This is a genomic window from Phenylobacterium sp., from assembly GCF_030651755.1.
Taxonomy (GTDB): Bacteria; Pseudomonadota; Alphaproteobacteria; order Caulobacterales; family Caulobacteraceae; genus Phenylobacterium.
The window spans coordinates 49,089-74,412 of sequence record NZ_JAUSBZ010000100.1 but is presented as its reverse complement, the minus strand read 5'-3'; the positions used below and the strand labels follow the sequence as shown (position 1 = coordinate 74,412).

At 67.2% G+C, this 25,324-nt stretch carries 20 protein-coding genes; 12 read left to right on the top strand and 8 right to left on the bottom strand.

The window, feature by feature from the left end; all coding sequences use genetic code 11:
- Window positions 1-73: 73 nt before the first annotated feature.
- Entirely contained in the window at window positions 74-3,115 is a 3,042-nt protein-coding gene (locus Q7V15_RS09495) for a peptidoglycan-binding protein (RefSeq protein ID WP_304755328.1), read from the bottom strand.
- A gap of 213 nt (window positions 3,116-3,328) precedes the next feature.
- Here Q7V15_RS09495 and Q7V15_RS09490 point away from each other — a divergent pair, with 213 nt between their 5' ends.
- Window positions 3,329-3,541 carry a hypothetical protein gene (locus tag Q7V15_RS09490; protein WP_304755327.1) on the top strand — a complete coding sequence of 71 codons (213 nt, stop codon included), beginning with the start codon at window positions 3,329-3,331 and terminating at the stop codon, window positions 3,539-3,541.
- A 28-nt stretch (window positions 3,542-3,569) separates the two neighbouring features.
- On the opposite strand, the gene Q7V15_RS09485 is transcribed toward Q7V15_RS09490, so the two are convergent.
- A complete protein-coding gene (locus Q7V15_RS09485; RefSeq protein WP_304755326.1) occupies window positions 3,570-5,267 on the bottom strand; it encodes a GNAT family N-acetyltransferase in 1,698 nt (565 codons plus the stop codon).
- 160 nt (window positions 5,268-5,427) lie between these two features.
- Here Q7V15_RS09485 and Q7V15_RS09480 point away from each other — a divergent pair, with 160 nt between their 5' ends.
- The 5 genes from Q7V15_RS09480 to Q7V15_RS09460 all read left to right on the top strand — a co-directional run bounded on the left by Q7V15_RS09480 (window position 5,428) and on the right by Q7V15_RS09460 (window position 11,619).
- Window positions 5,428-6,651: an acyl-CoA dehydrogenase family protein gene (locus tag Q7V15_RS09480; RefSeq protein ID WP_304755325.1), complete on the top strand. Its 1,224-nt coding sequence runs from the start codon at window positions 5,428-5,430 to the stop codon at window positions 6,649-6,651.
- A gap of 76 nt (window positions 6,652-6,727) precedes the next feature.
- A complete protein-coding gene (locus Q7V15_RS09475) occupies window positions 6,728-7,936 on the top strand; it encodes an acyl-CoA dehydrogenase family protein (protein WP_304755324.1) in 1,209 nt (402 codons plus the stop codon).
- A 73-nt stretch (window positions 7,937-8,009) separates the two neighbouring features.
- Window positions 8,010-9,218: an acyl-CoA dehydrogenase family protein gene (locus Q7V15_RS09470; RefSeq protein WP_304755323.1), complete on the top strand. Its 1,209-nt coding sequence runs from the start codon at window positions 8,010-8,012 to the stop codon at window positions 9,216-9,218.
- A 32-nt stretch (window positions 9,219-9,250) separates the two neighbouring features.
- On the top strand, window positions 9,251-10,447 hold the full coding sequence (locus Q7V15_RS09465) for an acyl-CoA dehydrogenase family protein (protein ID WP_304755322.1): 1,197 nt from the start codon (window positions 9,251-9,253) through the stop codon (window positions 10,445-10,447).
- Window positions 10,448-10,482: 35 nt separating this feature from the next.
- Window positions 10,483-11,619 carry an acyl-CoA dehydrogenase family protein gene (locus Q7V15_RS09460; protein WP_304755321.1) on the top strand — a complete coding sequence of 379 codons (1,137 nt, stop codon included), beginning with the start codon at window positions 10,483-10,485 and terminating at the stop codon, window positions 11,617-11,619.
- Window positions 11,620-11,697: 78 nt separating this feature from the next.
- Here Q7V15_RS09460 and Q7V15_RS09455 read toward each other — a convergent pair whose 3' ends face one another.
- Entirely contained in the window at window positions 11,698-12,951 is a 1,254-nt protein-coding gene (locus Q7V15_RS09455; protein WP_304755320.1) for an RNA polymerase sigma factor, read from the bottom strand.
- Entirely contained in the window at window positions 12,948-13,331 is a 384-nt protein-coding gene (locus Q7V15_RS09450; RefSeq protein ID WP_304755319.1) for a YciI family protein, read from the bottom strand. Before Q7V15_RS09450 ends, Q7V15_RS09455 begins: the two co-directional genes overlap by 4 nt.
- Window positions 13,332-13,487: 156 nt before the next feature.
- On the opposite strand from Q7V15_RS09450, the gene Q7V15_RS09445 reads away from it, so the two are divergent.
- On the top strand, window positions 13,488-14,294 hold the full coding sequence (locus tag Q7V15_RS09445) for an undecaprenyl-diphosphate phosphatase (RefSeq protein WP_304755318.1): 807 nt from the start codon (window positions 13,488-13,490) through the stop codon (window positions 14,292-14,294).
- A gap of 70 nt (window positions 14,295-14,364) precedes the next feature.
- Window positions 14,365-14,862, top strand: a complete 498-nt coding sequence (locus tag Q7V15_RS09440; protein WP_304755317.1) for a pyridoxamine 5'-phosphate oxidase family protein — start codon at window positions 14,365-14,367, stop codon at window positions 14,860-14,862.
- 180 nt (window positions 14,863-15,042) lie between these two features.
- Here the strand turns inward: Q7V15_RS09440 and Q7V15_RS09435 are convergent, their stop codons facing one another.
- From Q7V15_RS09435 to Q7V15_RS09425, 3 genes are all read right to left on the bottom strand, one after another.
- On the bottom strand, window positions 15,043-15,813 hold the full coding sequence (locus tag Q7V15_RS09435) for a hypothetical protein (RefSeq protein ID WP_304755316.1): 771 nt from the start codon (window positions 15,811-15,813) through the stop codon (window positions 15,043-15,045).
- Between the two features lie 23 nt (window positions 15,814-15,836).
- The gene (locus Q7V15_RS09430; protein ID WP_304755315.1) at window positions 15,837-16,196 is read right to left on the bottom strand and encodes a hypothetical protein; all 360 of its coding nucleotides are present in this window, start codon (window positions 16,194-16,196) and stop codon (window positions 15,837-15,839) included.
- 99 nt (window positions 16,197-16,295) lie between these two features.
- Window positions 16,296-16,901, bottom strand: a complete 606-nt coding sequence (locus tag Q7V15_RS09425) for an ATP-binding protein (protein ID WP_304755314.1) — start codon at window positions 16,899-16,901, stop codon at window positions 16,296-16,298.
- Between the two features lie 145 nt (window positions 16,902-17,046).
- On the opposite strand from Q7V15_RS09425, the gene Q7V15_RS09420 reads away from it, so the two are divergent.
- Window positions 17,047-17,811 carry a hypothetical protein gene (locus Q7V15_RS09420; RefSeq protein ID WP_304755313.1) on the top strand — a complete coding sequence of 255 codons (765 nt, stop codon included), beginning with the start codon at window positions 17,047-17,049 and terminating at the stop codon, window positions 17,809-17,811.
- Between the two features lie 67 nt (window positions 17,812-17,878).
- On the opposite strand, the gene Q7V15_RS09415 is transcribed toward Q7V15_RS09420, so the two are convergent.
- On the bottom strand, window positions 17,879-19,471 hold the full coding sequence (locus Q7V15_RS09415; protein WP_304755312.1) for an isocitrate lyase: 1,593 nt from the start codon (window positions 19,469-19,471) through the stop codon (window positions 17,879-17,881).
- A gap of 149 nt (window positions 19,472-19,620) precedes the next feature.
- On the opposite strand from Q7V15_RS09415, the gene Q7V15_RS09410 reads away from it, so the two are divergent.
- The 3 genes from Q7V15_RS09410 (at window position 19,621) to Q7V15_RS09400 (ending at window position 25,304) form a co-directional block, all read left to right on the top strand.
- Complete coding sequence (locus Q7V15_RS09410; RefSeq protein WP_304755311.1) at window positions 19,621-21,042, top strand: short-chain fatty acyl-CoA regulator family protein; 1,422 nt, start codon at window positions 19,621-19,623, stop codon at window positions 21,040-21,042.
- Window positions 21,043-21,294: 252 nt separating this feature from the next.
- A complete protein-coding gene (locus Q7V15_RS09405) occupies window positions 21,295-23,442 on the top strand; it encodes a malate synthase G (protein WP_304755310.1) in 2,148 nt (715 codons plus the stop codon).
- A 341-nt stretch (window positions 23,443-23,783) separates the two neighbouring features.
- Window positions 23,784-25,304 carry an ATP-binding protein gene (locus tag Q7V15_RS09400; RefSeq protein ID WP_304755309.1) on the top strand — a complete coding sequence of 507 codons (1,521 nt, stop codon included), beginning with the start codon at window positions 23,784-23,786 and terminating at the stop codon, window positions 25,302-25,304.
- Window positions 25,305-25,324: the final 20 nt, after the last annotated feature.

Genomic DNA, 25,324 nt, shown 5'->3' with positions numbered 1-25,324 from the left:
GTCCACGCCTTTTGCGCCTCATAGGTCTAGGGACGCCGGGGGCGTCCGAGCGGTCGCGCCGCCTTTAGGCCGATCAGCGCGTGAAGACGGAGAGTTTGGACACCGTCGTCTGATCCAGAACTCCCGTGGCGGCCATTCCTTGATCGCGCTGATAGGCGGCGACAGCAAGGCGCAGAGCCGGAGAAGCCGCCCCGTCCGTGGGCCCCTGATAGTATCCGAGGCGTGAAAGCGCCCTTTGCGCCGTCTGCAGGGTCGTGGGCGTCACGCCGGACGCGGCTGCGGCTATCGGTGCGGCGGGCTCGGTCGGGCGGAAGGCGGCGGCGGCGCGCTCGGCGACAGCCTGGGCGGCCGGGGTCAGGGCGCCCTTGATGCGTTCGGCGCTGGCGGCGGCGTCCTTGTCGCCCGCCGCGCCGGCGATCATGAACCACTTGTAGGCCTCAGCCGCATTCTGACTGACGCCGAATCCCTCTTCGTAGAGGCGGCCAAGATTGTACTGGCTGTCCACCAGGCCAAGGTCCGCCGCCCGCCGGAACCACTGGGCGGCCGTGGTGGAGTTCTTGGCCCCGCCGACCCCTTCGAAATAGTAGAGGGCCAGGTTGTGCATCGCCTTGCGGTCGCCCCCCTGGGCGGCGCGCTCGGTCCAGCGGCGAGCCTCGACCATGTCCTTGGCGACGCCGGAACCCCCGGTCTCATGCAGCTTGGCCAGGTAGAACTGCGCCGGCGCATAGCCGAGATTGGCGACACGCTTGAGCTCATCGACGCCCCCCGCGGCGCCCGACTCCACCTGGCGCACGGCCTCGGCGTAGAGCTCAGGAAAATCTTCCCGCATCTGGGCCGACGGACCCGGATCATCTCCCTCAAGGGCCGGCTGGGGCGACAGGGCGATGGCCGCGCGGGGCATCCCCCCCTCTGTCTCAAGCCCCGCCAATTCCTCGGGGGCGTTCCGGCCGGCCGAGACCGCCTGGGCGACGCGGGCGGGCAGGTCGCCAGCGGGCTCGCCGCCGATCAGCATCATGCCGCCAGCCGCCATCCCCAGGAAGGCCGCTCCGCCGGAAATCAGCAAGGCGGTCTGCAGGGTCGAACTGGCCCGCTTCTTGGGCCGCATCGAGAAGCCGCTGAACAGAGAGCCGGACTCCTTGGGTTCCGGGGCGGGCTTGGCCTTGCCCTTCGTCTTGCGGCCCTTGGCTTCGGCGGCGGGCGCGGCGCGGGCCGCAGCGCGGGCCTGGGCGATCACCTCACGGGTGGACAGAGCCTGGGCGCTGACCGCCCTCTGGGCGGGGGCCGGCTCGGCGACAAACTCGGACTCGTCCTCAAAACCGAAGTCGTCTTCATAGTCCGCCCGTACCTTGGGCGCCGGGTCGACGCGCTCAGCGACGCTGCGGGGGGGCGGCTCGACCGGCTCGGCCATGTAGGGTTCGGCCGGAAGAACGGGTTCCGGTTCGGCGGCCCGCGGCCGCGGCTTTGGCGGCGGGTCAAAGCCGTCGGCAGCTTCAAAGTCTTCCGGCGAGAGCGGGGGTCGATCGGCCTCGGGACCAAAGACCCGGGCGCTGGGGAAGTCGTCGGCGACCGCGGCGAAGGCCTGGCGAGCCAAGGGCTCGGCCGACCGCTCGGTGGCTTCGAATCCGGCGAAGTCTTCAAGGCCGAAGGGGGAGTTTTCGACCGGGTCCGGTTCCGGGGAAATCATCGGCGCCGGCGCCGTCTCCCGGGCTGCGGGGGCCTCAGCCAGCCGGCGATCAATCCGTTCCCGAGCTTCTTCCAGAAGCCGTGCGGTCCGCTCTTCGCTAAGGCGGATACGCTCAGACAGTTCCTCGGCGGCGCGATCCTGGCGGCTGCTGATCCGCTCGGTGACCCGGGCGACCTGGTCGCCGACATCGTCGATCGCCTGGGCCGAGCGCCGCTCGGCCGTGGCGATGCGCTCGCCCAGACGTTCGGTGATCTTGGCGATCTCGCCGCCCAACCGCTCCAGGGCCTCGGCGTGGAGGGAATCGGACCGGCCAAGGCGGGTCTCCATGGCCGTGGCGATGCGGGCGACCTCGCCGCCGACCGTCTGGATGGCCTGGGCGCTGTGGTGCTCCGCGGTCTGGACGCGACGGTTCAGATTCTCGGCCATGCTGAGCACCTCCCGCCCCATCGCCTCAATGGCCTGGGCCGACCGCTGCTCGGCGGCGCGGACATGGTTGGTCATCTCCCCCAGCCGGCGCTCCATGCGGTCGAAGCGGCCATCGGCGGCGGCATGCAGCTTCTGGGTCATCTCGACCCTCGAAGCCTCGACCCGCTCGGTGAGCCTGGCGGCCATCTCCTCAAGCCGCCGGTCGATCGCTGGCGCCTCGCCGGCCTCCACAGACTGAATGCGACCGTCCAGATGGGCGAAGGACTCCCGAAGACTCTCCAGCGCCTCGGCGGTGCGGGTTTCGGCTTCGCTCAGACGCTGCGAGACCCGGCCCACCACCTCCTCGATCAGCCCCGGAGACTCAGATCCCCCCTGGGCCTCGACACGGTCGACCCGGGCCTCAATGGCGCCCAGGGCCTCACGGGTGCGGGTTTCGCCGTCATAGAGATGGTTGGCGACCTTGGCGACAGCGCCCTCCAGGGCGCGCAGGGCCTCGGCCGAGCGAGGGCCGGCGGCCTCGGCCTCCATGCGACGGAGACGTTCGGCCATCCGGGTCTGCTCGGAGGCCACGCCTTCGACAGCGCCCTCGAAACGGGCGGCGACAGCGATGTGTTCACGCTCGGCGGCCTCGATCCGGGCCAAGGCCGCGCGGACGGAATGCTCCACGCCGGACACAGCAAGGCCAGTGCGGCTCTCGGAGACCTCAAGCCGCTCGCTCAGCCGATCAAGCGCCAGGGCGATACGCCCCATTTCATCGGCGGGGTGCTCGGCGGCCTCGACCCGGGCCGGAGCATCCTCGGTCCGGCGGGCGCTCTCGAAATAGAGGGGGGCGGGACGGCGTGCGATATCAGCCTCGGAGACAGCGTCCTCCGGGCCTTCATCGTCCAGGATCATTCGATTGAGCCATTCGCCCAAGGTCATTCCCGAGCGCCGGGCCAGGTCCTTTGCGACCTCCCGAGCCTTTGGGTCAATGCCCTTGACGCTCCATGGCGTCGCCACGCTCATTCGAATCGATCTCCTACCCCGCGATTCGACGCTAACCACCGAACCTTGGGGTGTAAACGCACGGTTAACGCTAGATATAGCGTTTGGCGCGATGAGCTGTGGATGACGGCCGACGGGGGGAAAACCCTTAGCCTGCAACAGGCTAGAACAGGGTTAACGGCAGGTTAACGGCGCGATTTGCGCCCGGTGCGACGGTGCGCTACGGCGTCGCAGATGGAGCTTTCCCTCACCCTGGCCCTGGGGGCCGCCCTTTTGGCCGTGACCATCTTCGCCGGGTGGAAGGGCGCCCAGCCGCCGGACTTCCGCCGGGGTCCAAGGCTCCTGCCCTACCGGTTCATCATGCTGATGGGGGCGGCCGGCCTGATCGTGGTCCTGGTCCACCTGGTCAATATGATGGGGGTCGAGACGGGACGGGGCGGCTACTAGGTCGCATTTGGACCGTCGGAAGGCGTTTCTAACTGGCGGCGGACGCCCTGGCGCCTTCGGCGACGGGCTCGCCTGGCGCCGCCTCGGTTCGGCGCGGGCGCTTGGCGAGCCCGGCCATCCCCCCTGACGACAGGAGACCGACATCGGCCAGCAGAAGCGGGATGGCCCATTTGTGCGGGGCGGCCAGATAGCGCGGCTGCCAGAGGGGGTCGTACTTGTCCTTGTACCGCCGCACCCCTTGGAAATTGTAGATCTCCTCCCCCCGCTCAAAGAGCAGCCGGCCGACCCGGGACATGATCGGCGCGAAGGGGCGGTCCTCCAGCCCCGCCAGGGGGGCCATGCCAAACTCGAAGGCCTGATAGCCCTGGGCCCGGCCCCAGGCGATCAGCTCGATGAACAGATAGTCCATGATGTTCTTCGGCGCGGCGTCGGAATAACGCATCAGATCCATGGAAAAGGCTGAGCGCGAGCTGGTGGTCCACAGGGTGGCGAAGGCGACGATCCGCCCATACTGACGCACCACCGCAATCGGAAACTCTGCTACATAGGCCCGGGTGAAGCCCCCCATGGTGAAGCTTTTTTCGCCGCCGGCGTGGGCGTCCAGCCACTGGTCGGAGATGACCTGCAGGTCGTCCAGGACGGCGGGGACCTCAGCTGGGGTCAGGACTTCGAAGGTCGCCCCTTCCTCACCGGCCTTGCGCCAGGCCCGGCGCAGATTGCCCCGCTTGCGGCCCTCCACCGAGAAGGTCTCCAGCGGCACCACGGCGGCCTCGCCGATTTTCTGCAGCGAGAACCCAAGCTCAACCACCTCGGGCAGATCATCGGCCCCCAGGGCGTAGACGCCGGGCCGGGCGGCGTGGGCGTCGGCCATTTCGCGGAACCGCCAGAAGAGCTCCAGCCGCTCCTCCCGACGTCCCACCGGGGCGCCGAGCGCGATCCAGGAGCGACCCCGAACACCGAACATCAGGAAGGACTGGCCGCTCTGGGAGAAGATGAACCGCTTGTCCCCCAAGAGGGCCAGGTTGGAGCCGGGTTCGGCAGCTTGCGCCGAGGCCAGGATGGCGCGGACTTGCTGGAAGTCCTGGTCATCGGGAGTGACCACCCGAGGGGTCGCGGCCGAGGCGAAGAGACGCCAGATCCCGAAGGCGATCAGGGCCAGGGCCGCCCCGACCCAGCCGCGGATAGCGCGGGCGGCGTCGTCCTCGACCATGACGCTGATCCAGCTGCGGTGGCCATAGTCAGCGTTCTGGAAGGACCATAGGCCCAGCAGGCCAGCGCCCAGCACCAGGGCGGCGGCCGAGACCAGCCAGCCTGGGGTGATCTCCATCCGTGAAAGCCTGGCCTCGCGGGTGAAGGCGTCGCGGAACGGGGCCAGTAACAGCATGAGCGCCCCCAGCCAGGCGGTTTCCTCCCAGACGATCCCCTTGAGCAGGGTCAGCGGCAGGGACACCCCCAGGGCGACCATGGTGGCGATCCAGGCCGCGTCCAGACGGGCGCGCAAGCCAAAGGCCAGGAAGATCAGCACCAGACCCAGCACGCTGGACAGGAAGTGACTGAGTTCGATGAGGATCGCCGGCGCCAGTTCGGCCAGCAACAGGAAGCGGTTGGGGACCGACGGCGTGGCCGCCGACACGACCAGCATGACCCCAGCCGCAAGGGTGAGGACGGCGCCGGTCAGCGGGGCCGCGGCCAGGCCGGCGGGCCGCAGTTCGCGCATGAGCCTCATGGGAGGGAGCGTCCTGATGAAGTGTCGGCCCGTATATAGAACGGATTCGAGACAGCGAGACCGGATACCCTTCAAACAAGTGTTCGCAAGGCGGCTTGCCCTGCGTTCGCCCGGCGCTAATGTGGCGCGCAAAATCCGGTTCCATTCTTGGGAGACAGCCATGGCCGACTTCGGCAGCGCAGACCTCGACACCTTCCGGGCCGATGTCCGCGCCTGGCTGGAGGCCAACTATCCGGCTGAACTGCGCGATCCGGCCGCCAGGGTGGATCCCGAGGCCATGTGGGGCGGTCGCGTCTTCCAGGACTCCAACGACTTGCAGATCGCCTGGATGCGCAAGATGGGCGAGAAGGGCTGGACCGCGCCCACCTGGCCGACCGAATACGGCGGCGGCGGCCTGAGCCCCGCCCAGGCCCGCATTCTGGACCAGGAGCTGAGCGCCGGGCGCTATCGCACCCCGCTGGCCTCGTTCGGCGTCTGGATGCTGGGTCCCGTCCTGCTGGAATACGCCAACGACGAGCAGAAGCGCGAGCACCTGCCCAAGATCATCAAGGGCGAAATTCGCTGGTGCCAGGGCTATTCCGAACCTGGCGCCGGCTCCGACCTCGCCTCTCTCCAGACCCGCTGCGAGGACAAGGGCGATCACTGGCTGATCAACGGCCAGAAGGTCTGGACCTCCTACGCCGACAAGGCCGACTGGTGTTTCTGCCTGGTAAGGACCGACACCTCCAAGAAGCATGAAGGCGTCTCGTTCGTGCTGATCGACATGCGCACCGAAGGCGTCGAGACGCGCCCCATCCAGCTGATCAGCGGCGAAAGCCCCTTCTGCGAGACCTTCTTCACCGATGTGAAGATCCCCAAGGGCAATCTGGTGGGCCAGGTCAACGGCGGTTGGGAGATCGCCAAGCGCCTTCTGCAGTACGAGCGTCAGAACATTTCTGGCGGCTTCGGCGGCGGCGGCGGCGCGGGCGGGACCGCCGGCGATCTGGCCCAGGTGGCCAAGGGGTACTTCGGCGCGGACGCCAGCGGCGCCCTGGCTGACACCGACCTGCGTAGCCGCATCACCCAGAACAAGATGAACATGCAGTGCCTGGGCCTGACCATCAGCCGCACGGCGGCCGAAGCCAAGGCCAGCAATGGTCCCAGCGCGGCCGTCTCGATCATCAAATACGCCGCGGCGACCTTCGCCCAGGAAAGATCTGAGCTTATGATCGAAGCCATGGGTCACCAGGGGCTGGGCTGGGGTGGCGACGACTATAAGCCCGGCGAATTGCTCGCCACCCGCGGCTGGCTGCGGTCGAAGGGCAATTCCATCGAGGGCGGCACCAGCGAAGTGAATCTGAACGTCATCTCCAAGCGCGTTCTGGGGCTGCCCGACCCCAAATAGGCGGTCGCGCACAGCCGCCGGTCGCATTTTCGGCCGGCGGACACCCCGGACGACATTTTTGCAAAGGCGGATTTCCATGGCCGATTTTGGCGGCGATCTCGAAACCTTCCGCAGCGAGGCCAAGGCCTGGCTCCAGGAGAACTTTCCCAAGGCCCTCAAGGGGGACCTGGTCGCCCAGACCGCGGCGGCGGCCGGCGGCAAGGAGAGCCCCGAAGCCCGGCAATGGCGCGAGGCCATGGGGGCGAAAGGCTGGGGCGTGCCGACCTGGCCGAAGGAACATGGCGGCGGCGGCCTGTCGCGCCAGGAGGCCCGGGTTCTGGCCGAGGAGATGGCCGCCATCGGCGCCCGCAATCCGATCGGCGGCATGGGCGTGATGATGTTCGGCCCCACCCTGCTGGAATACGGGACCGAAGAGCTCAAGAAGCAGCACATGCCCGGCATCGTCACCGGCTCGGTGCGCTGGTGCCAGGGCTATTCAGAGCCCGGCTCGGGGTCTGATCTGGCCTCCTTGCAGACCCGGGCCGAGGACAAGGGCGACCACTGGCTGGTCAACGGTCAGAAGGTCTGGACGTCGGGCGCCAATCTCGCCGACTGGTGCTTCTGTCTGGTGCGCACCGACACCTCGAAGAAGCATGAGGGCATCTCCTTCCTGCTGATCGACATGAAGACGCCTGGCGTCGAGGTCCGGCCAATCCTGCTGATCAATGGCGGCTCGCCGTTCTGCGAGACCTTCTTCACCGATGTGAAGGTGCCCAAGAACCAGCTGTTTGGCCCCCTGAACGGCGGCTGGACGGTGGCCAAGCGGCTGCTGCAGTTCGAACGCGACAACATCTCGGCGGGCCTGGGCGGCGGCAATATCGGCGCGCCCGCGGCGGTGATGAGCGTTGAGGACGCGGCCAAAAAGTATATCGGCGTCGACGAGACCGGCCGCATCGCCGATCACGACCTGCGCCGGCGGATCATCGAGCACCGCATGGAGGCCCGCGCCTTCCAGCTCACCGTCCGCCGGGCCGCTGACGAGGCCAAGTCCAACGCCGGCCCCAGCGCGGCGACCTCGATCATGAAGTATGCCGGGGCCAAGGTCGCCCAGGACCGCAACGAGCTGATGATCGAGGCCTTCGGCCATCAGGGCCTGGGCTGGGACGGCGACGCCTATGCCGACTCCGAGTTGGCCCTGGTCCGCGCCTGGCTGCGCTCCAAGGGCAACTCCATCGAGGGCGGAACCTCGGAAATCAATCTGAACGTGGTCTCCAAGCGGGTGCTCGGCCTGCCGGATCCCAAGTAGGCTCGGCGACTCCACGAACGACGAATTCATGCTATAATAAATGATAACATAATGATTTTTAGGGAGAATATTCATGGCTGACTTTGGCGGCGCCGATCTGGACGCCTTCCGGGCGCAGGCGCGCGAATGGCTGAACGCCAATTTTCCCAAGTCGCTGGCCCATGATACCGAAGCCCAGACCCGGGCCATGGCCGGTGGTGTCGAACTGACCGGCGACATGGCGCTCTGGCGTGACCGGATGGGCGAAAAGGGCTGGGGCGTCCCCACTTGGCCCGCCCAGTACGGCGGCGGCGGCCTGTCTGGTCAAGAAGCCCGGGTGCTGAACCAGGAGATGGCCGCCATCGGCGCCTGGAACCCGATTGGCGGCATGGGCGTGGGCATGTTTGGCCCCACCCTGCTGGAATACGGCACCGAAGAGCAGAAGAAGGCGTACATCCCGGACATCGCCACGGCCAAGGTGCGCTGGTGCCAGGGCTTCTCAGAACCTGGCGCCGGATCCGACCTTGCCGCCCTCTCCACCCGGGCCGAGGACAAGGGCGACCACTGGCTGGTCAATGGCCAGAAGATCTGGACCTCCGGCGGCCAGTGGGCCGACATGATCTTCTGCCTGGTGCGCACCGACACCACCAAGAAGCATGAAGGCATCTCCTTCGTGGTCTTCTCCATGCGTCAGCCCGGCGTCGAGGTTCGCCCGATCCGCCTGATCGCCGGCTCCTCGCCCTTCTGCGAGACCTTCTTCACTGATGTGAAGGTGCCTAAGGAAAACCTGATCGGCCCGCTGAACGGCGGCTGGACGGTGGCCAAGCGCCTGCTGCAGCACGAGCGCAGCGGCATGGGCGGCCGGGCCGGCGAAGGCGGCAAGCGCGAGGCGCTCGGGATCATCGCCAAGAAATATGTGGGTGAGGATGAGCAGGGGCGTCTGGCCGATCTCGACCTGCGCACCCGCATCGTCATGAACGACATGGACCTGAAGGCCCTGCAACAGACGGTGAAGCGCGCGGCCCTGGAGGCCAAGGGCAATTCCGGTCCCTCGGCGACCACCTCGATCATGAAGAACGCCAATATGAAGGTGGCGCAGGATCGGGCGGAGCTGACCCTCGAGTTCATGGGTCACCAGGGTCTGGGTTGGGAGGGCGAGACCTTCACCGACGAAGAGCTGGCCGCCGTCCGCGGCTGGCTGGCCGGCAAGGCGGGTTCGATTTACGGCGGGTCCAATGAGGTGCAGAACAACATCATATCCAAGCGCATCCTCGGCCTGCCGGACGCTGCGCCTTCGAAGTGATTACACGATGCTGATTTTAAAGGAGAATTTTAATGGCTGATTTTGGCGGCTCTGATCTCGACGCCTTCCGCACGGAAGCGCGCGACTGGATCGAAGCCAACTTCCCCAAGTCCCTGAAGGGCAAGGGGAGCATGATGATGCGCGAGGAGCGGTCCGAGCCCACGCCGGACATGGACGCCTGGCGCAAGGCGATGGGCGAAAAAGGTTGGGGCGTTCCCACCTGGCCGGCCCAGTATGGCGGCGGCGGGCTGACCCCGGCCCATGGCCGGATCATCCAGCAGGAGCTGGGTCGCGTCGGCGCCTACAACCCCATCGGCGGCATGGGCGTCATGATGTTCGGCCCCACCCTGCTGGAATACGGCACCGAGGCCCAGAAGCAGCAGCACATCCCGCCGATCGTGAAGGGTGAACTGCAATGGTGCCAGGGCTTCTCCGAGCCGGGCGCCGGCTCTGACCTGGCTTCGCTGCAGACCCGCGCCGAGGACAAGGGCGACCACTACCTCGTCAACGGCCAGAAGGTCTGGACCTCCGGCGCCCAGTGGGCCCAGTGGTGCTTCTGCCTGGTGCGCACCGACACCACCAAGAAGCATGAAGGCATTTCCTTCGTGCTGTTCCCCATGGACACCCCTGGGGTGGAAGTCCGTCCGATCCCGCTGATCGCCGGCAACTCGCCCTTCTGCGAAACCTTCCTGACCGACGTCCGCGTCGAAAAGGACCAGGTGGTCGGCCCGGTCAACGGCGGCTGGACGGTGGCCAAACGCCTCCTGCAGCATGAGCGTTCGGGCCTGTCGGGCGCCGGCGGCGGCGGCGGTTTTGGCGGTCGTTCCCTGGTCAAGCTGGCCAAGGATTATGTGGGAACCGACGAGGGCGGTCGCCTTTCGGACACCGACCTGCGCACCCGCGTGATCATGAACGAGATCGACGGTCGCGCCTTCCAGCTGACCGCCATGCGCGCCATGGCCGAATCCAAGTCCAATTCCGGACCTTCGGCGGCCACTTCGATCATGAAGAATGCGGGCACCCGCTGGATGCAGGATCGCGCTGAACTGACCATCGAGCTCATGGGCCATCAGGGCCTGGGCTGGGAGGGCGACGACTTCTCCGCTGAAGAGTTGGGCGCCGTGCGCTCCTGGCTCGGCGGCAAGGCGACGACCATCTATGGCGGTTCGCAGGAGGTGCAGAACAACATCATCTCCAAGCGCATCCTCGGCCTGCCCGACCCGAAATAAGCACTCACTCGAATTTTTATAGGGATTACAATAAGATGGCCGTTCTCAACGAAGAACAAACAATGCTTCGCGACGCCGCGAAGAGCTGGGTGCAGGAAAAGTCTCCCGTCACCGCCTTCCGCAAGATGCGCGACAGCGGGGTCGAGCTTGGCTACGACGCCAACGCCTGGAACGAAATGGCCGAGATGGGCTGGGCCGGGGTGATCATCCCCGAGGAGTACGGCGGCTCGGACTTCGGCTACCTCTCCATGGGCCTGATCCTGGAGGAAACCGGCCGCACCCTGACCGCCTCGCCGCTGCTGGCGTCGGGCTTGGCCGCGGCCTCGGCCCTGGTTCTGGGCGGCTCCGACGCCCAGAAGTCCGAATGGCTGCCGAAGATCGCCGGCGGTGAAGTCGTCGGCGCCCTGGCGATCGACGAAGGCGCGCATCACGCGCCGGAAAAGGTCGCCCTGAAGGCTGAAAAGTCCGGTTCGGGCTACAAGCTGTCGGGCTCCAAGTCCTTCGTGCTGGAAGGCATGGCCGCTGGCCTGCTGATCGTCTCGGCGCGCACCTCGGGCAAGCCGGGCGACACCGACGGGATCACCCTGTTCCTGGTGGCCGGCGACGCCAAGGGCGTAAGCCGCAAGCGTCTGCACCTGGCTGACAGCCGCGGCGCCGCCAACATCACCTTCGACGGCGTCGAAGTGGGTGAAGACGCGGTTCTGGGCGAAGTCGACAAGGGCTATGCCCTGCTGGAAAAGACCCTCGACCGCGCCCGCGCCGGCCTCTGCGCCGAAATGCTCGGCTCGGCCGTGCAGGCCTTCGAAGTGACCCTCGACTACCTCAAGGTCCGGGTGCAATTCGGTCAGGTCATCGGTTCGTTCCAGGCCCTGCAGCACCGCGCGGCCAAGATGTTCACCGATCTCGAACTGGCCCGTTCGGCCGTCGAAGCCGCCCTTCAGGCCATCGACGCCGACACCCCGGACGTTCCGGAACTGGTCAGCCTGGCCAAGGCCAAGATGGGCGACGTCTTCCACCTCGTGTCCAACGAGATGGTTCAGATGCATGGCGGCATCGGCATGACCGACGCCCACGACGCGGGCTTCTATATGAAGCGCGCCCGTGCGGCCGAGGCGGCCTTCGGCAACCAGGCCTATCATCGCGACCGCTACGCCCGCATCCAGGGCTACTAAGACGCTTCTTCCGACTTCGGTCGGAAGCGTCGGACGACATGGACCCCCGGCCGCAAGGCCGGGGGTTTTTGTCTGGGCTCAGGACGGGGCGGCCTCGGCCTGCAGTCGGTCGATATGCTGGCGGATATGGGCGGCCTCCGCTGGCGTACGCGCGAGCGCGATGGCCCGGTCAAACGCCTCGCGGGCCTCGGCCGATCGGCCGAGCTCCAGCAGCATGGCGCCGCGCACCCCATGGAAATGGAAATAGGCGGCCAGCCGCTCAGCCAGGGGATCGATAAGCTCCAGGGCCGCCTGTGGCCCTTGCGTCTTCGCCACCGCCACAGCCCGGTTCAGGGTCACCACCGGCGACGGCATATGATGCTCCAGAGCCTGATAGAGGCCGGCGATCTGCGGCCAGTCCGTATCCTCGGGGCGCGGCGCGCGGGCATGGAGAGCGGCGATGGCCGCCTGGATCTGGTAGGGGCCGGGCTGACGATGTCGGATGGCCTTGTCGATCAGGGCCAGTCCTTCAGCGATCATCCGACCGTTCCAATGGGTGCGATCCTGATCCTCCATCAGGATGATGGCCCCGTCGGCGTCGAAACGGGCCTGGGCGCGGGCGTGCTGCAACAGCATCAGGGCGGTCAGACCCATGATTTCCGCTTCAGCCGGGAACAGGCGCAAGAGCAGGCGCCCCAATCGGATCGCCTCGTCGCAGAGCCCGCCGCGCAGGGGCGCCTCGCCGCCGCTGGCGGAATAGCCCTCGTTGAACAGCAGGTAGATCATGGCCGCCACCGCCGCCAGTCGCTCGGCCCGCTCCACCGCCCCTGGCGCCTCGAAGGGGGCGCCGGCCTTGGCCACCTTGGCCTTGGCCCGGGTGATCCTCTGCTCCATAGCGCTCTCGCCCACCAGGAAGGCCCGGGCGATTTCGGCCACGCTCAGACCACAGACAATCCGCAGGGCCAGCGCGATCTGCTGGGTGGCCGGCAGGTCGGGATGGCAGCAGATGAACAGCAGCCGCAGGACGTCGTCCCGATAGTCGGCCCCGTCCAGACGCTCCACCAGATCGGCCTCGGCGTCCTCCAGGTCGGAAATCAGCACCTCCTGCGGCAGGGGCGTTTCCCGGGCCTTGCGGCGGACCCCATCCAGCGCCGCATTGCGTCCGACAAAGATCAGCCAGGCGGCGGGATCCCTTGGCGGTCCCTTCTCAGGCCAGTTCCGGAGGGCTCGCAGGCTGGCCTCCTGAAAGGCCTCCTCGGCGGTGTCGAGGTCGCGGAAATAGCGCAGCAGGGCGGCCATGGCCTGGGGGCGCGCAGCAGCGAGCGCTCCGTCGATCCAGGCCAGCTCGCTCATTGTCCGGCGTCGGCCGGCAGGGCGCTGGAATGATAGACCCCGATGGGTCGCAGCTCATAGGCGCCGCCCGGATTGGCGCGGCCCAGCTCGCGGGCGATTTCCAGGGCCTGATCGAGGTCGTCACAGTCGACAATGTAAAAGCCCAGCAGTTGCTCCTTGGTCTCGGCGAAGGGGCCGTCGAGAACCAGGGGCGGATCACTGTCCTTGCGCAGGGTCGTCGCCGCCGACGTCGGCAAGAGGCGGGCTACAGGCCCCAGCCGGCCTTGCGCCGCCAGCTTCTGGTGGACCACGTCCAGCTTCTCCATCACCGCGTCGTCCTGCGCCTTGGACCAGCCGCCGACGATGGCCTCGGAGTGATAGCAAAGGATGGCATAGAGCATGGGCGTTCTTCCTGTTGATCCAAGGACGGGCGATTATGCCCTCCTCCGACATGGCGTCAGCGGAAATTGGAGGCCTTTCCCGTCTCGGGCGCCTGGCCGCCTCGCCAAGGGGCGGGATATTCGCTATCGCAGCGGCCTGGACTTTTGGGGGCCGACTTGGATCAGAATTCGCTCATCAGTGTCATCATCCTCGGCGTCATCGAGGGCCTGACCGAGTTCCTTCCGGTCTCATCCACCGGCCACCTGATCCTGGCCGCAGAACTCCTGGGCTTCAAAGGCCCGGCAGAGACCACCTTCAAGATCGTCGTCCAGCTCGGCGCCATCCTGGCGGTGCTGGTGGTCTACGCCCAGCGCTTCATCGGGGTGGGGCTGGGGGCCCTGCAGGCCAGGCCCGCCGACATCGCCTTCATCCGCAACCTCGCCCTGGCGGTCCTGCCGGCCATGGTCATCGGGGTGTTCGCCTATGACGCCATCAAGCTCATGCTGGAAAACCCCACCATCGTGGCGGTGATGCTGGTCATTGGGGGCGTCGCCATCCTGGTCATCGAAAAGATCGCGCCGCCGCCGGTGATCCACGGCATTGAGGAACTGTCCTGGCGCAATGCCCTGTTGATCGGTCTCTTCCAGTGCATGGCCATGATCCCAGGGGTCTCGCGGTCGGGAGCGACCATCATGGGCTCGCTGATGATGGGGGTGGAGCGCAAGACCGCGGCGGAGTTCACCTTTTTCCTGGCGGCTCCGACCATGGTCGCGGCCACCGCCTATGACCTGTTCAAATCCTGGCATCTGCTGAACTTTCAAGATTTTGCGGGAATCGCCATCGGCTTTCTGGTGGCCTTCCTAACGGCCCTGATGGTGGTCAAGAGCCTGATCGCCGTGGTGGGGCGCTTTGGTTTCGCCCCCTTCGCCTGGTACCGCATCGCCTTGGGCTCGGCCGCCCTCGCCTTCCTCTACCTGGTCTGAACCGGGCTCGGGCTGGAACCGCGGCCCGCAGGTCGGGTTCCCTTTTAGGGGGCCTGACGAGAGGCTAGACATGACCACCGACATCAAGGACGCCGCGGCCGTCGAACGCCGCCTGTGGGACGAGATCGAGAAGGATCAGATCGGGATGCTGGGCGTCGTCGGCGGCCCGGCTCACCACCTGCAACCTATGACGGCCTTTGTTGAGCCTTCGGCCAACCGCCTATGGTTCTTCACCCGAAACGACACCGACCTGGTCCGTGATATCGGTGCGGGCCATACGGCGATGTTCGTCTTCCAGCAGCGCGACTTCCGCGCCTGCGTCGGCGGGCGACTGACGGTGCGGCAGGACCGCGAGCGCATGGACCGCTACTGGAACGCCGTGGTTGCGGCCTGGTATCCGGAGGGCAAGGACGACCCGCACCTCACCCTGTTGAGCCTCGATTGCGACGACGCTCAGGTCTGGATTTCCCAGGCGGGTCCCATGCGGTTCGCCTGGGAGATCGCCAAGGCCAACGCCACCGGCCATACCCCCGACCTCGGCGCCCGGGCTGAGGTTCGGTTCAACTGAGGGCCTGACAGCAAAAACCCCCTGGTCCTTGCGAACCAGGGGGCTTCTGTCGGTCTGAAGTGTCGGGCCTAGAGCCTGATGCGATCAGACGGAATCGTCTGATCGTTGAATCGGGCTCTAAACTCTAGGTCTGGAGCGCGTTTCGTTCCGATAACCGGTTCCCACTTATCGGAACGCGCTCTAGCGATCGACGCCGGGGATCGGCTTGACGATATCGCCCCCCGCCTGACCGGTGCGGCGCCCCGCATCGGTGTCCATTGACGGATCGCGAGGTTCCTGGCCGGCGAAGGACCGTCCCTCAGAAAACCGCTGACGTTCGACGCGGATTTCTTCGACCGTATAGGGCTGGGATTCCGGGTCGAACCGCGTCCAGCCGGCGTCACGATAGACCTCACCGCGCGCCTGGGCGCTGACGCCCCGGTGCTGGTCGAGAATCTGCTCGAGACGCGCAGCGTCGCCGCCTTCCACCTTGACGCTCACCAGGGTGCCGCCCCGACGGACGCCCTCGGCGTAGACATGGGCCTCTTCGTCAGAGTGGCCCGCTTCCTTCAGGGCGCCCAGGAGGCCGCCCGCCGCGCCGCCAGCTGCGGCGCCGATGGCCGCGCCCACCGCGGTGGAGGCGAGCCAGCCTGCCGCGACGACCGGGCCAAGGCCCGGAATGGCCAGCATCCCAAGGCCGGCCAGGAGCCCGCCGGCGCCGCCGACCAGCCCGCCGGTGGCCGCGCCCTTGCCGGCGCCTTCAGCGACGTCGTTCTCACCGTCGCCGTTGCGATCGCCCAGGGGACCGCCGCGGGTCTTGGCCTCGTCATGCTTGTGGCCCGCGTGCCAGTTGTCGGCATTGTTCGACACCAGGCTGATGCGGTCGTGATGGATTCCGGCGCGTTCCAGGTCGTCGACGGCCCGGAGGGCTTCGGTGTGGCTGTCGTACAGCCGGGTCACAGTCTTGGTCATGAAATTTGGTCCTTGAATGGGGTTCAGTTGGCCGGCGTCGGCGTCACGGCGCCGCGATAGTCGACGGAGACCTGAACCTCAGCGCCGTTGCGGGTGGCGGTCCCTTGCCACAGGCCCTGCTCGTTCTGGGTCAGGGGGCCCACCTGGGTGTAGCCGGCGGACTCGATGGCGCCGCGGGCCTGGCCCTCAGTGAACGAACTGGCCCCGGGGGTCTGGGCGCCGTCGCCCATATTGGGTTGGGTGTCGATAGCTTCGTTGCGCGGAGATTCGGAGGCCGAGACGACCGGACCCTGGGTGGTGTCGGTCTCCGCCGTATTGTCCTGGCCGCCACAGGCCGCCAGCAGGGCGGCGGCGGCGGTAAGGCTGAGGATGGATCTGATCATGTAGCTTGCTCCCTTGATGCCGTCAGGAAGCCCCCACACCGGGTCATAGTTCCCAGTGATCGTCGCAAAGCTTGTTCGCCCTTTGGTGGTATTTAAGCCTTAGGGCGAAAAGATCAGCTGCGCTGTAAGGCCGCCGCCTATGGCAGGAAGCAGGGCGAGTTCTCCCCGCACCTGATTCGCCAGACTGCGCGCCAGCCAAAGTCCGAAGCGCTCGCGGCCCTCCGATCCAGCGGGAAGCCCCAGCCCGCTGTCGGTGATGCTCAAGCGGGCCAGGCCGTCCCCATGGGCGGCCAGGGTCACCTCAATCCGCCGGGTCGCGGCGGCCTGCAGCCCGTGGGTCAGGGCGTTGGCCACAAGTTCGTTGGTGATCAGGGCGAGCGTCGAGGCCGATTGGTCGCGGACGTGCATCGGCTCTACAGTGACGATGACTTCCACCGCCTGCCCGGCCTGACGTCGGCGCCAGACGGGCGCCATCTCCTCAATATAGCCGGCGAAATCGATGCCCGCGGGCGTGCGTTGGCGTTCCAGTGACCCCAGGGCGCCGATGGCCTCGGCCATCCAGATCATCTGGCGACGGACCTCGGCGTCGCTAGCCTTCTGACCGCGCATGCGGGCCAAGGTCGCCAGGAGTTGCAGCGTGTTGGCCGTGCGGTGCCGCACCTCCGAGGCGTTCTCCGCGGTCGCTCCAGGCTGATGGTCTGGCATGGGTAAAGAGCCCTCCCCTACTCGGCCGTTGAACATGGCTGCGCTGTAGGCGTTTGTCACATGGCGATGCGAGTCGTCCTGAATGGGAGAGGCGCAGCCTCCGCCGCGGGAGGCTGCATGTTCGCGACACAATGGGACGGGTGACATGAGCGATCGACAGATGGGTCGGAAATGGGCGGTGCTGGGCGCGGTGGCCTTCGCCATCCTGGTCCCGGCGGTCCAGGCCCTGACGGATTGGGGCCAGAGCGCGGCTGAGTTTTCCGCCGACGGCGACGGCACGCTGCGCGCCGCGGGCTACGCCTTCTCCATCTGGAGCCTGATCTATGCCGGTCTGGTGGTCTATGCGATCTACCAGCTCCTGCCCCGCCGCGCGCCGCCGGGCCTGCTGGCCGCGGTCGGATGGCCATCCGTCATCGCCACCCTCGGATGCGGTCTGTGGATCATCGCCTCGGCGGCCGACCTCGACTGGGCGTCCGTGGCCATCATCCTGATCTCCGCGGGCGCCATGACCCTGGGCCTGGCACGGGCCCGGAGCGCCGGGTCGGGCCAGGCCGGCTGGCCCCGGCGGCTGGTGATCTGGCCCCTTGGACTCCTGGCCGGCTGGCTGACGGCGGCGGCGGCGCTGAACATTCTCACCGTCCTCACCGCCCAGGGCGTCATCGGCCCGGAGGCCGCCCAGACCGCCGCCCTGGCCGGCGTCGCCGGCGTAACCGCCGCGGCCCTCTTCGGCGCCTGGGTCGTGCGGGTCGGCGCCTATGGCCTGGCCGTAGGCTGGGGCCTCGTCGCCGTCGCGGTGGCGGAGGCGGGTCCGAAGCCCATCGTCGCCGTCGCGGCCGTCATCGGCGCGGCTCTGGTGCTCGGCTGGACCCTTATCCTGATCCTGCGGCGCCCCCGGGGGCTGCGGGCATAGAAAAGGCGGCCTGGAGCTTTCGCCCCAAGCCGCCTGATCAATCGTCTCTCAGGACGAACCGTCGGGTTTAGCCGAACTGGTTCATCGTGTTGTGGACGCCGCCGGCCTTCAGCGCGGCTTCGCCGGCGAAGTACTCCTTGTGATCGTCACCGATGTCGGAACCCGACATGTTCTGGTGCTTCACGCAGGCGATGCCCTGGCGGATTTCCTGACGCTGCACGCCGAGCACGTAGCCCAGCATGCCCTGGGTCCCGAAGTACTCCTTGGCCAGGTTGTCGGTGGACAGGGCCGCGGTGTGGTAGGTCGGCAGGGTGATCAGGTGGTGGAAGATGCCCGCCCGCTTGGCGCCATCGGCCTGGAAGGTGCGGATCTTCTCGTCGGCTTCGATGGCCAGCTCGGTGGTGTCGTAATCGACGCTCATGAGCTTGTCGCGGTCATAGGCCGAGACGTCCTTACCGGCCGCCTTGTAGGCGTCATAGACCTGTTGGCGGAAGTTCAGGGTCCAGTTGAAGGACGGGCTGTTGTTGTAGACTAGCTTGGCGTTCGGGATGACTTCGCGGACCTTGTCCATCATCGAGGCGATCTGCTCGACATGCGGCTTCTCGGTTTCGATCCAGAGCAGATCGGCGCCGTTCTGCAGCGAGGTGATGGAGTCCAGGACGCAGCGGTCGGCGCCGGTGCCTTCACGGAACTGGAACAGGTTGGACGGCAGGCGCTTGGGACGCAGCAGCTTGCCATTGCGGCTGATGATGACGTCGCCGTTGCCCACTTGCGAGGCATCGACTTCGTCGCAGTCCAGGAAGCTGTTGTACTGGTCGCCCAGGTCGCCCGGCTCATGGCTGACGGCGATCTGCTTGGTCAGGCCAGCCCCCAGGGAGTCGGTGCGGGTGACGATGATGCCGTCCTCGACGCCCAGCTCCAGGAAGGCGTAGCGGCAGGCGCGGACCTTCTGGATGAAGTCCTCGTGCGGGACGGTGACCTTGCCGTCCTGGTGGCCGCACTGCTTTTCGTCGGAGACCTGGTTTTCGATCTGCAGGGCGCAGGCGCCGGCCTCGATCATCTTCTTGGCCAGCAGATAGGTGGCCTCGGCGTTGCCGAAGCCGGCATCGATGTCGGCGATGATCGGAACCACGTGGGTCTGGTAGTTGTCGACGGCCTCAAGCAGGGCCTTTTCCTTGGCCTTGTCGCCGGCGGCGCGGGCGGCGTCGATGTCGCGGAACATCATGCCCAGCTCACGGGCGTCGGCCTGGCGCAGGAAGGTGTAGAGCTCTTCGATCAGGGCCGGGACCGAGGTCTTTTCGTGCATCGACTGGTCGGGCAGCGGGCCGAAGTCCGAGCGCAGGGCCGCAACCATCCAGCCCGACAGATAGAGGTAGCGACGGTCGGTGTTGCCGAAGTGCTTCTTGATGGAGATCATCTTCTGCTGGCCGATGAAGCCGTGCCAGCAGCCGAGCGACTGGGTGTACAGGGACGGGTCGGCGTCATAGGCCGCCATGTCCTTGCGCATGATCGCCGCGGTGTAGCGGGCGATGTCCAGGCCGGTCTGGAAGCGGTTCTGCAGCCGCATCCGGGCCACGGATTCGGGGTTGATCCCGTCCCAGGTCCCGTTCTTGCTCTTGATGAGCTCGCTCATCTTGGTGGTGTGATCTTGGTAGGCCATTTCGCTTCTCCTCGAAATCCGCCGGGGATTTGAGGCGCTGCCTACAGGGCCGGCCGGGGGCGGCGAAAGCCCCCGCGCGGTTGGGATGTCAAACTTTACAGATTTTGATTGTAATGTTGTAAGGACGCCTACGTCAGAAGGATCCTGGGATGTCGAGCGAACGTCGCCTTTATGTCGGCGCCAACCTGCGGCGGATGCGCCGGGATCTGGGCCTGACCCAGGCGGACATGGCCTCCGACCTGGATGTCTCGGCCTCCTACATCGCGCTGCTGGAACGCAACCATCGGCCGCTCAGCGCCGAAATGCTGCTGCGCCTGGCCCAGACCTACCGCATCGATGTGGCCGCGCTGGCGGGCAACTCCGATTCCGACGACGCGGCCCGGCTGCAAGGGGTGCTGAAGGATCCGATGTTCGCCGACATCGATCTGCCGGGTCTGGAAACCGCCGATGTGGCGACCAACTTCCCAGGGGTGACCGAAGCGCTGCTGCGGCTCTATACGGCCTATCGCGAGGAGCAGCTGGCCCTGGCCGACCGCAGCGCCGAGGCGCACGCTCAGGGGGGCGGAACCCTCGCCGAGGCGCCCGATCCGGTGGCCGAGTCCCGGCGGTTCCTGGCCGCGCGGCGCAACAACTTTCCCAACCTGGATGACGCCGCTGAGCGACTGGCCCAGGGGGTCCTCGCCCACGAAAACATGGTCGGCTATCTGAAGGCCCGCCATGGGTTGCGGGTGAGGCGGCTGCCCCCCAACGTCATGGTCGGCTCGGTGCGGCGACTGGACCAGCACCGCAAGGAAATCCTGCTGGACGACTCCCTCGACACCGCCAGCCAGACCTTCCAGATCGCCCTGCAGCTGGCCTATCTGGAGATGCGCCAGGAGGTGGAGACATCCCTGTCCGAGGGCGCCTTCGCCACCGAAAGCGGCGAGCGCCTGACCCGCCGGGCCCTGGCCAGCTATGCGGCGGCGGCGATCCTGATGCCCTATTCGGCCTTCGCCAGGGCGGTGGAGGCGCGGCGCTATGACGTCGAGGCCCTGGCCCGTCAGTTCGGGGCGAGCTTCGAGCAGACCGCCCACCGGCTGACCACCCTGCAGAAGCCCGGCCAGGAGCGGGCGCCCTTCTTCTTCATCCGGGTGGATGAGGCCGGCAATGTCTCCAAGCGCCTGGACGGGGCGGGCTTTCCCTTCGCCCGCCATGGGGGCGGCTGCCCCCTCTGGTCGGTCCACCAGGCCTTCCGCACGCCCCGCCAGATCGTCACCCAGTGGCTGGAGCTGCCGGATGGCCAGCGGTTCTTTTCCATCGCCCGCACGGTCAGCGCCGGCGGCGGCGCCTATGGGGCCCAACGGGTGGAGCGAGCGATCGCACTCGGCTGCGCGGCCGAACACGCCGGCCGTCTGATCTACACCCAGGACCGTCCAGGATTTGGCCCTGAAACGGCGACGCCCATCGGGGTGACCTGCCGGCTTTGCCACCGGACCGAATGTACGGCCCGCTCGGCGCCCCCCATCGGCCGGCAGATCCTGGTGGACGATATCCGCCGGACCAGCGCGCCCTTCGGATTCTCCGACAACTGAGGCCTGAGGGCGGGACCTTCCTGCGAGGCCCGCCTGAGCGCAATGAAATGCGCTGGGTCGCCGCAGCCTGCGCAAACTTCATCCTGCGCCCCGCGCGCCCAACCAGGGCGCAGAGCCCGGCCTGTAGCCGATCTTGTTCGCATTTGGGGCTTCAAAGCGCGACGCTTCCGTGCAGTAAAGCGGCCGAGCAGGAACGCCCCGCCCCGTGGGGCGTCTCCCCCGAACGCCTTATCGAGAGCCCTGGTTAAGCGCATGGACATCAGCAACACCCTTTCGGTCGACGATCTGCTGCACGCCTTTGTCGAAGGCGAGCTGTTGCCGGGGACGGGCGTAGAGCCGAAGACCTTCTGGGCGGCGCTGGAAAGCGTCCTGGCCGACTTCACCCCGCGCAACGCCGACCTGCTCAAGCGCCGGGACGAGCTGCAGACCACCATCGACGCCTGGTGGCGCGAGCGCCGGGGCAAGGAGGTCAGCGTCGCCGAACAGACCGCCTTCCTGCGCGAGATCGGCTATCTGGTTCCCGCCCCGCCGGCCTTCAAGATCGACACCCAGAACGTCGACGCCGAGATCGCCCGTCTGGCCGGGCCGCAGCTCGTGGTCCCGGTGTCCAACGCCCGCTATGCGCTGAACGCCGCCAACGCCCGCTGGGGCAGCCTCTATGACGCGCTGTACGGCACCGACGCCCTGGAGCCGCCCACCGGCGGCAAGGGCTATGATCCCGAGCGCGGCGGCAAGGTCATCGCCTATGCCCGCCAGCTGCTGGACCAGGTGGCCCCTCTGTCGGCCGGCTCCCACGCCGACGCCGTCGGCTACGCCATCAACGGCCAGGACCTGGTGGTCCGCCTGAAGGACGGGGCCGAAGCCAGGCTCGCCACCGACGGCCAGCTGGCCGGCTGGCGCGGGTCGAAGGACGCGCCGGACGGCGTGCTGCTGCGCCACAACGGCCTGCACCTGGAGATCCTGGTCGACCGGTCCAGCAATATCGGCAAGGACGACCCGGCCGGCGTCGCCGACGTGCTGGTGGAGGCCGCCCTGACGGCCATTCAGGACTGCGAGGACTCCGTCGCCGCCGTGGACGCCGAGGACAAGACGGGCGTCTATCGCAACTGGCTCGGCCTGATGCGCGGCGACCTGGAGGCGAGCTTCCCCAAGGGCGGCCGCACCGAGACCCGCCGGCTGGAGGCCGACCGTGTCTATACAGCGCCCGACGGTTCGGACCTGACCCTGCGCGGCCGCAGCCTGCTGCTGGTGCGCAATGTCGGCCACCACATGACCACCGACGCGGTGCGCTATGGCGGCCAGGACGCCTATGAGACCGCCGTCGACGCCCTGATCACCGTGGCTGCGGCCCTGCACGACCTGAAGGGCCAGAAGGCCAACAGCCCGGCCGGCTCCATCTATGTGGTGAAGCCCAAGATGCATGGCCCCGACGAGGTGGCGCTGGCCGTCCATCTGTTCGATCTGGTCGAGGATGCGCTCGGCATCCCCCGCAACACGGTCAAGATCGGCGTCATGGACGAGGAGCGCCGCACCAGCGCCAACCTCAAGGCCTGCATCTACGCCGCCCGTGAGCGGATCGTCTTCATCAACACCGGCTTCCTCGACCGCACCGGCGATGAGATTCACACCGCCATGGAAGCCGGCCCCATGGTCCGCAAGGACGCCATGAAGGCCGAGCCCTGGCTGCCGGCCTATGAGAAGCGCAATGTGGAGATCGGCCTGGCCACCGGCTTCCCCGGCCGCGCCCAGATCGGCAAGGGCATGTGGGCGGCCCCCGACATGATGAAGGACATGCTGGCCGCCAAGATCGGCCACCCCAAGGCCGGCGCCAACACCGCCTGGGTCCCCTCACCCACCGCCGCGGTCCTGCACGCCCTGCACTATCACCAGGTGGACGTGGCCGCCCTGCAGGCCTCGATGGACGCAACCGAGCCCACCGGCCTCGAAGACCTGCTGACCCTGCCGCTCGCCAAGTCCAACTGGAACGCCGCCGACGTGGCCCAGGAGCTGGACAACAACGTCCAGGGCATCCTCGGCTATGTGGTCCGCTGGATCGACCAGGGGGTCGGCTGCTCCAAGGTGCCGGACATCCACGACGTCGGGCTGATGGAAGACCGGGCGACCCTGCGGATCTCCAGCCAGCACATCGCCAACTGGCTGCACCACGGGGTCTGCACCGAGGCCCAGGTGCGCGAGACCTTCGCCCGCATGGCCAAGGTGGTGGACGGCCAGAACGCCGGCGACGCCCTCTATCAGCCGATGAGCCCCGATCTCGACGCCAGCGTCGCCTACCAGGCGGCCCTGGAGCTGGTGTTCGAAGGCCGCGCCCAGCCCAACGGCTATACCGAGCACATCCTCACCCGCCGGCGGCGGGAGCGGAAGGCTCAGGGGGCGGGCTGATCCCAGGTTGCGTCCAGCACGGTTGCAGCCAGGGGTCCCGCGACCGTCGGCCACAGCTGGATTAGGCGAAACTTAAACAGCAGATGACACCGTTCTTTGGGAGAACGGAGTTCTGCATGTCGCCTGCGGACATCGAAGATATCACCACCGTCCTGCGAGGGCGGCATCGCACGGTGCGGGCTCGGCTCGTTGCCGCGACCGTACTTGCGGCTCTGTTCGGCGCCTTTGTGGGGTGGGCTCTCATGGCCGCCTGGTGGACGACATTTGTCCTCCTGCAGGTCTATGAAAGGCGCGCATACCCCCTATCGCGTCCCGTGACAGCCAAGTCAGCGAAGGGTTTGATGTGGTTCACGGCGCTCAACGCCTTTGTGTTCGCCTCAATCTCCCTGGTCGGGCCGCTTGTCGACGGGCCATGGGGCGCCGCTAGCGGCGGCTGGATGCTGGCGGGCGCGACCTGCTACATCGTCCTGGCCAATATCGCTTCGCGCCATATGTTCCGAGCTGCGCTTGCGCCCTTCGCCCTGATGACGGTGTTGCTGCTGATCGAGTCCCGATGGGTGGGCGCACCTTGGAGCAGCATCTTCGCCATGGGTTCCGCAGGCCTTATGGTCCTCGGGGTCGCTGGCGCCATTTGGCGAGAGGCCGCTGCAGCCCGCAAACGTGAGAGCGACGCCCATGCCGAAAGCGACCGGCGCCGCCTTGAGGCTGAAAGCGCCGTAGCGGCCAAGTCCGCCTTCATCGCCGTGGTGAGCCACGAGTTGCGCACCCCGATCAGCGCCATCCTGGCCGGAGCCGAGGACATTCGGCGTCACGGCCAAGGCAGCGACGCGGCCAAGGCCGAGCTGATCGCCGAGGCCGGCGCCATGATGCGCACCCTGCTGAACGATCTACTGGATCAGGCGAAACTTGATGCCGGGCGAATGAGCGTGGAGACCATCCCGTTCAACCTGCGTCGGCTCCTGGCGCAACAGCTGTCCTTCTGGCGCGCGGAGGCCCGTCGCAAGGGGCTGCGACTGCGATTGGATGGGGGGCGGACATGTCCTCAATGGGTGACAGGCGACCCGACGCGACTGCGTCAGATCCTCAACAATCTGATGTCCAACGCCATCAAGTTCACCGACGCTGGCGCCGTCACCGTGACTGTCAGCCTTTGGCCAGACAACCTCCTGGTTCTTTCGGTAGAGGACACCGGCCCCGGTCTGGAGCCGGCGGCCCTTGAGGGACTTTTCGCCCCCTTCCAGCAGGCAGGGGCCGAGGTCGCCCGCACTCACGGCGGAACCGGGCTTGGCCTCGCCATCAGCCGTGACCTGGCGCGCCTGATGGGCGGGGATCTGGTGGCGGCCTCCCAACCTGGCAAGGGGGCATGTTTCACCGTAACCCTACCCCTGCCTCAGGCCTTGGCCCCGACTTCGGGTTCAGATGCCGCAACCGAAAGCCTGGACCTGCCTCCGCTGGCGGTTCTGGTGGTCGACGATCATGAGATCAACCGCCGCGCCGTCGGCCTGATGCTGCGAGACATGGATGTTCGCCTGACCGAGGCGGCGTCCGGCTTCGAGGCCCTTGGACTGCTTGAGGCGCAGGCCTTTGATCTCGTTCTGATGGATTGCCACATGCCCGGCATGGACGGCATGTCGGTTACCCGCGAACTGCGCCGCCGCGCCGGCCCCAATCAGCACACTCCGGTCATCGCCGTCACAGGCGCCGGCGAGCCAGCCCATATCGACGCCTGTCGCGCGGCCGGCATGACAGATCACGTCCTCAAGCCCATAGACGCCGGACAACTGATCCAGGCCATGGGTCGCGCCCTTGAGCCTCCCGCGCCAGATCAAATCCCGGACGCGGCGGGCGCCATCTCTGCCTGACGCGGCAAGAACGCTATTGC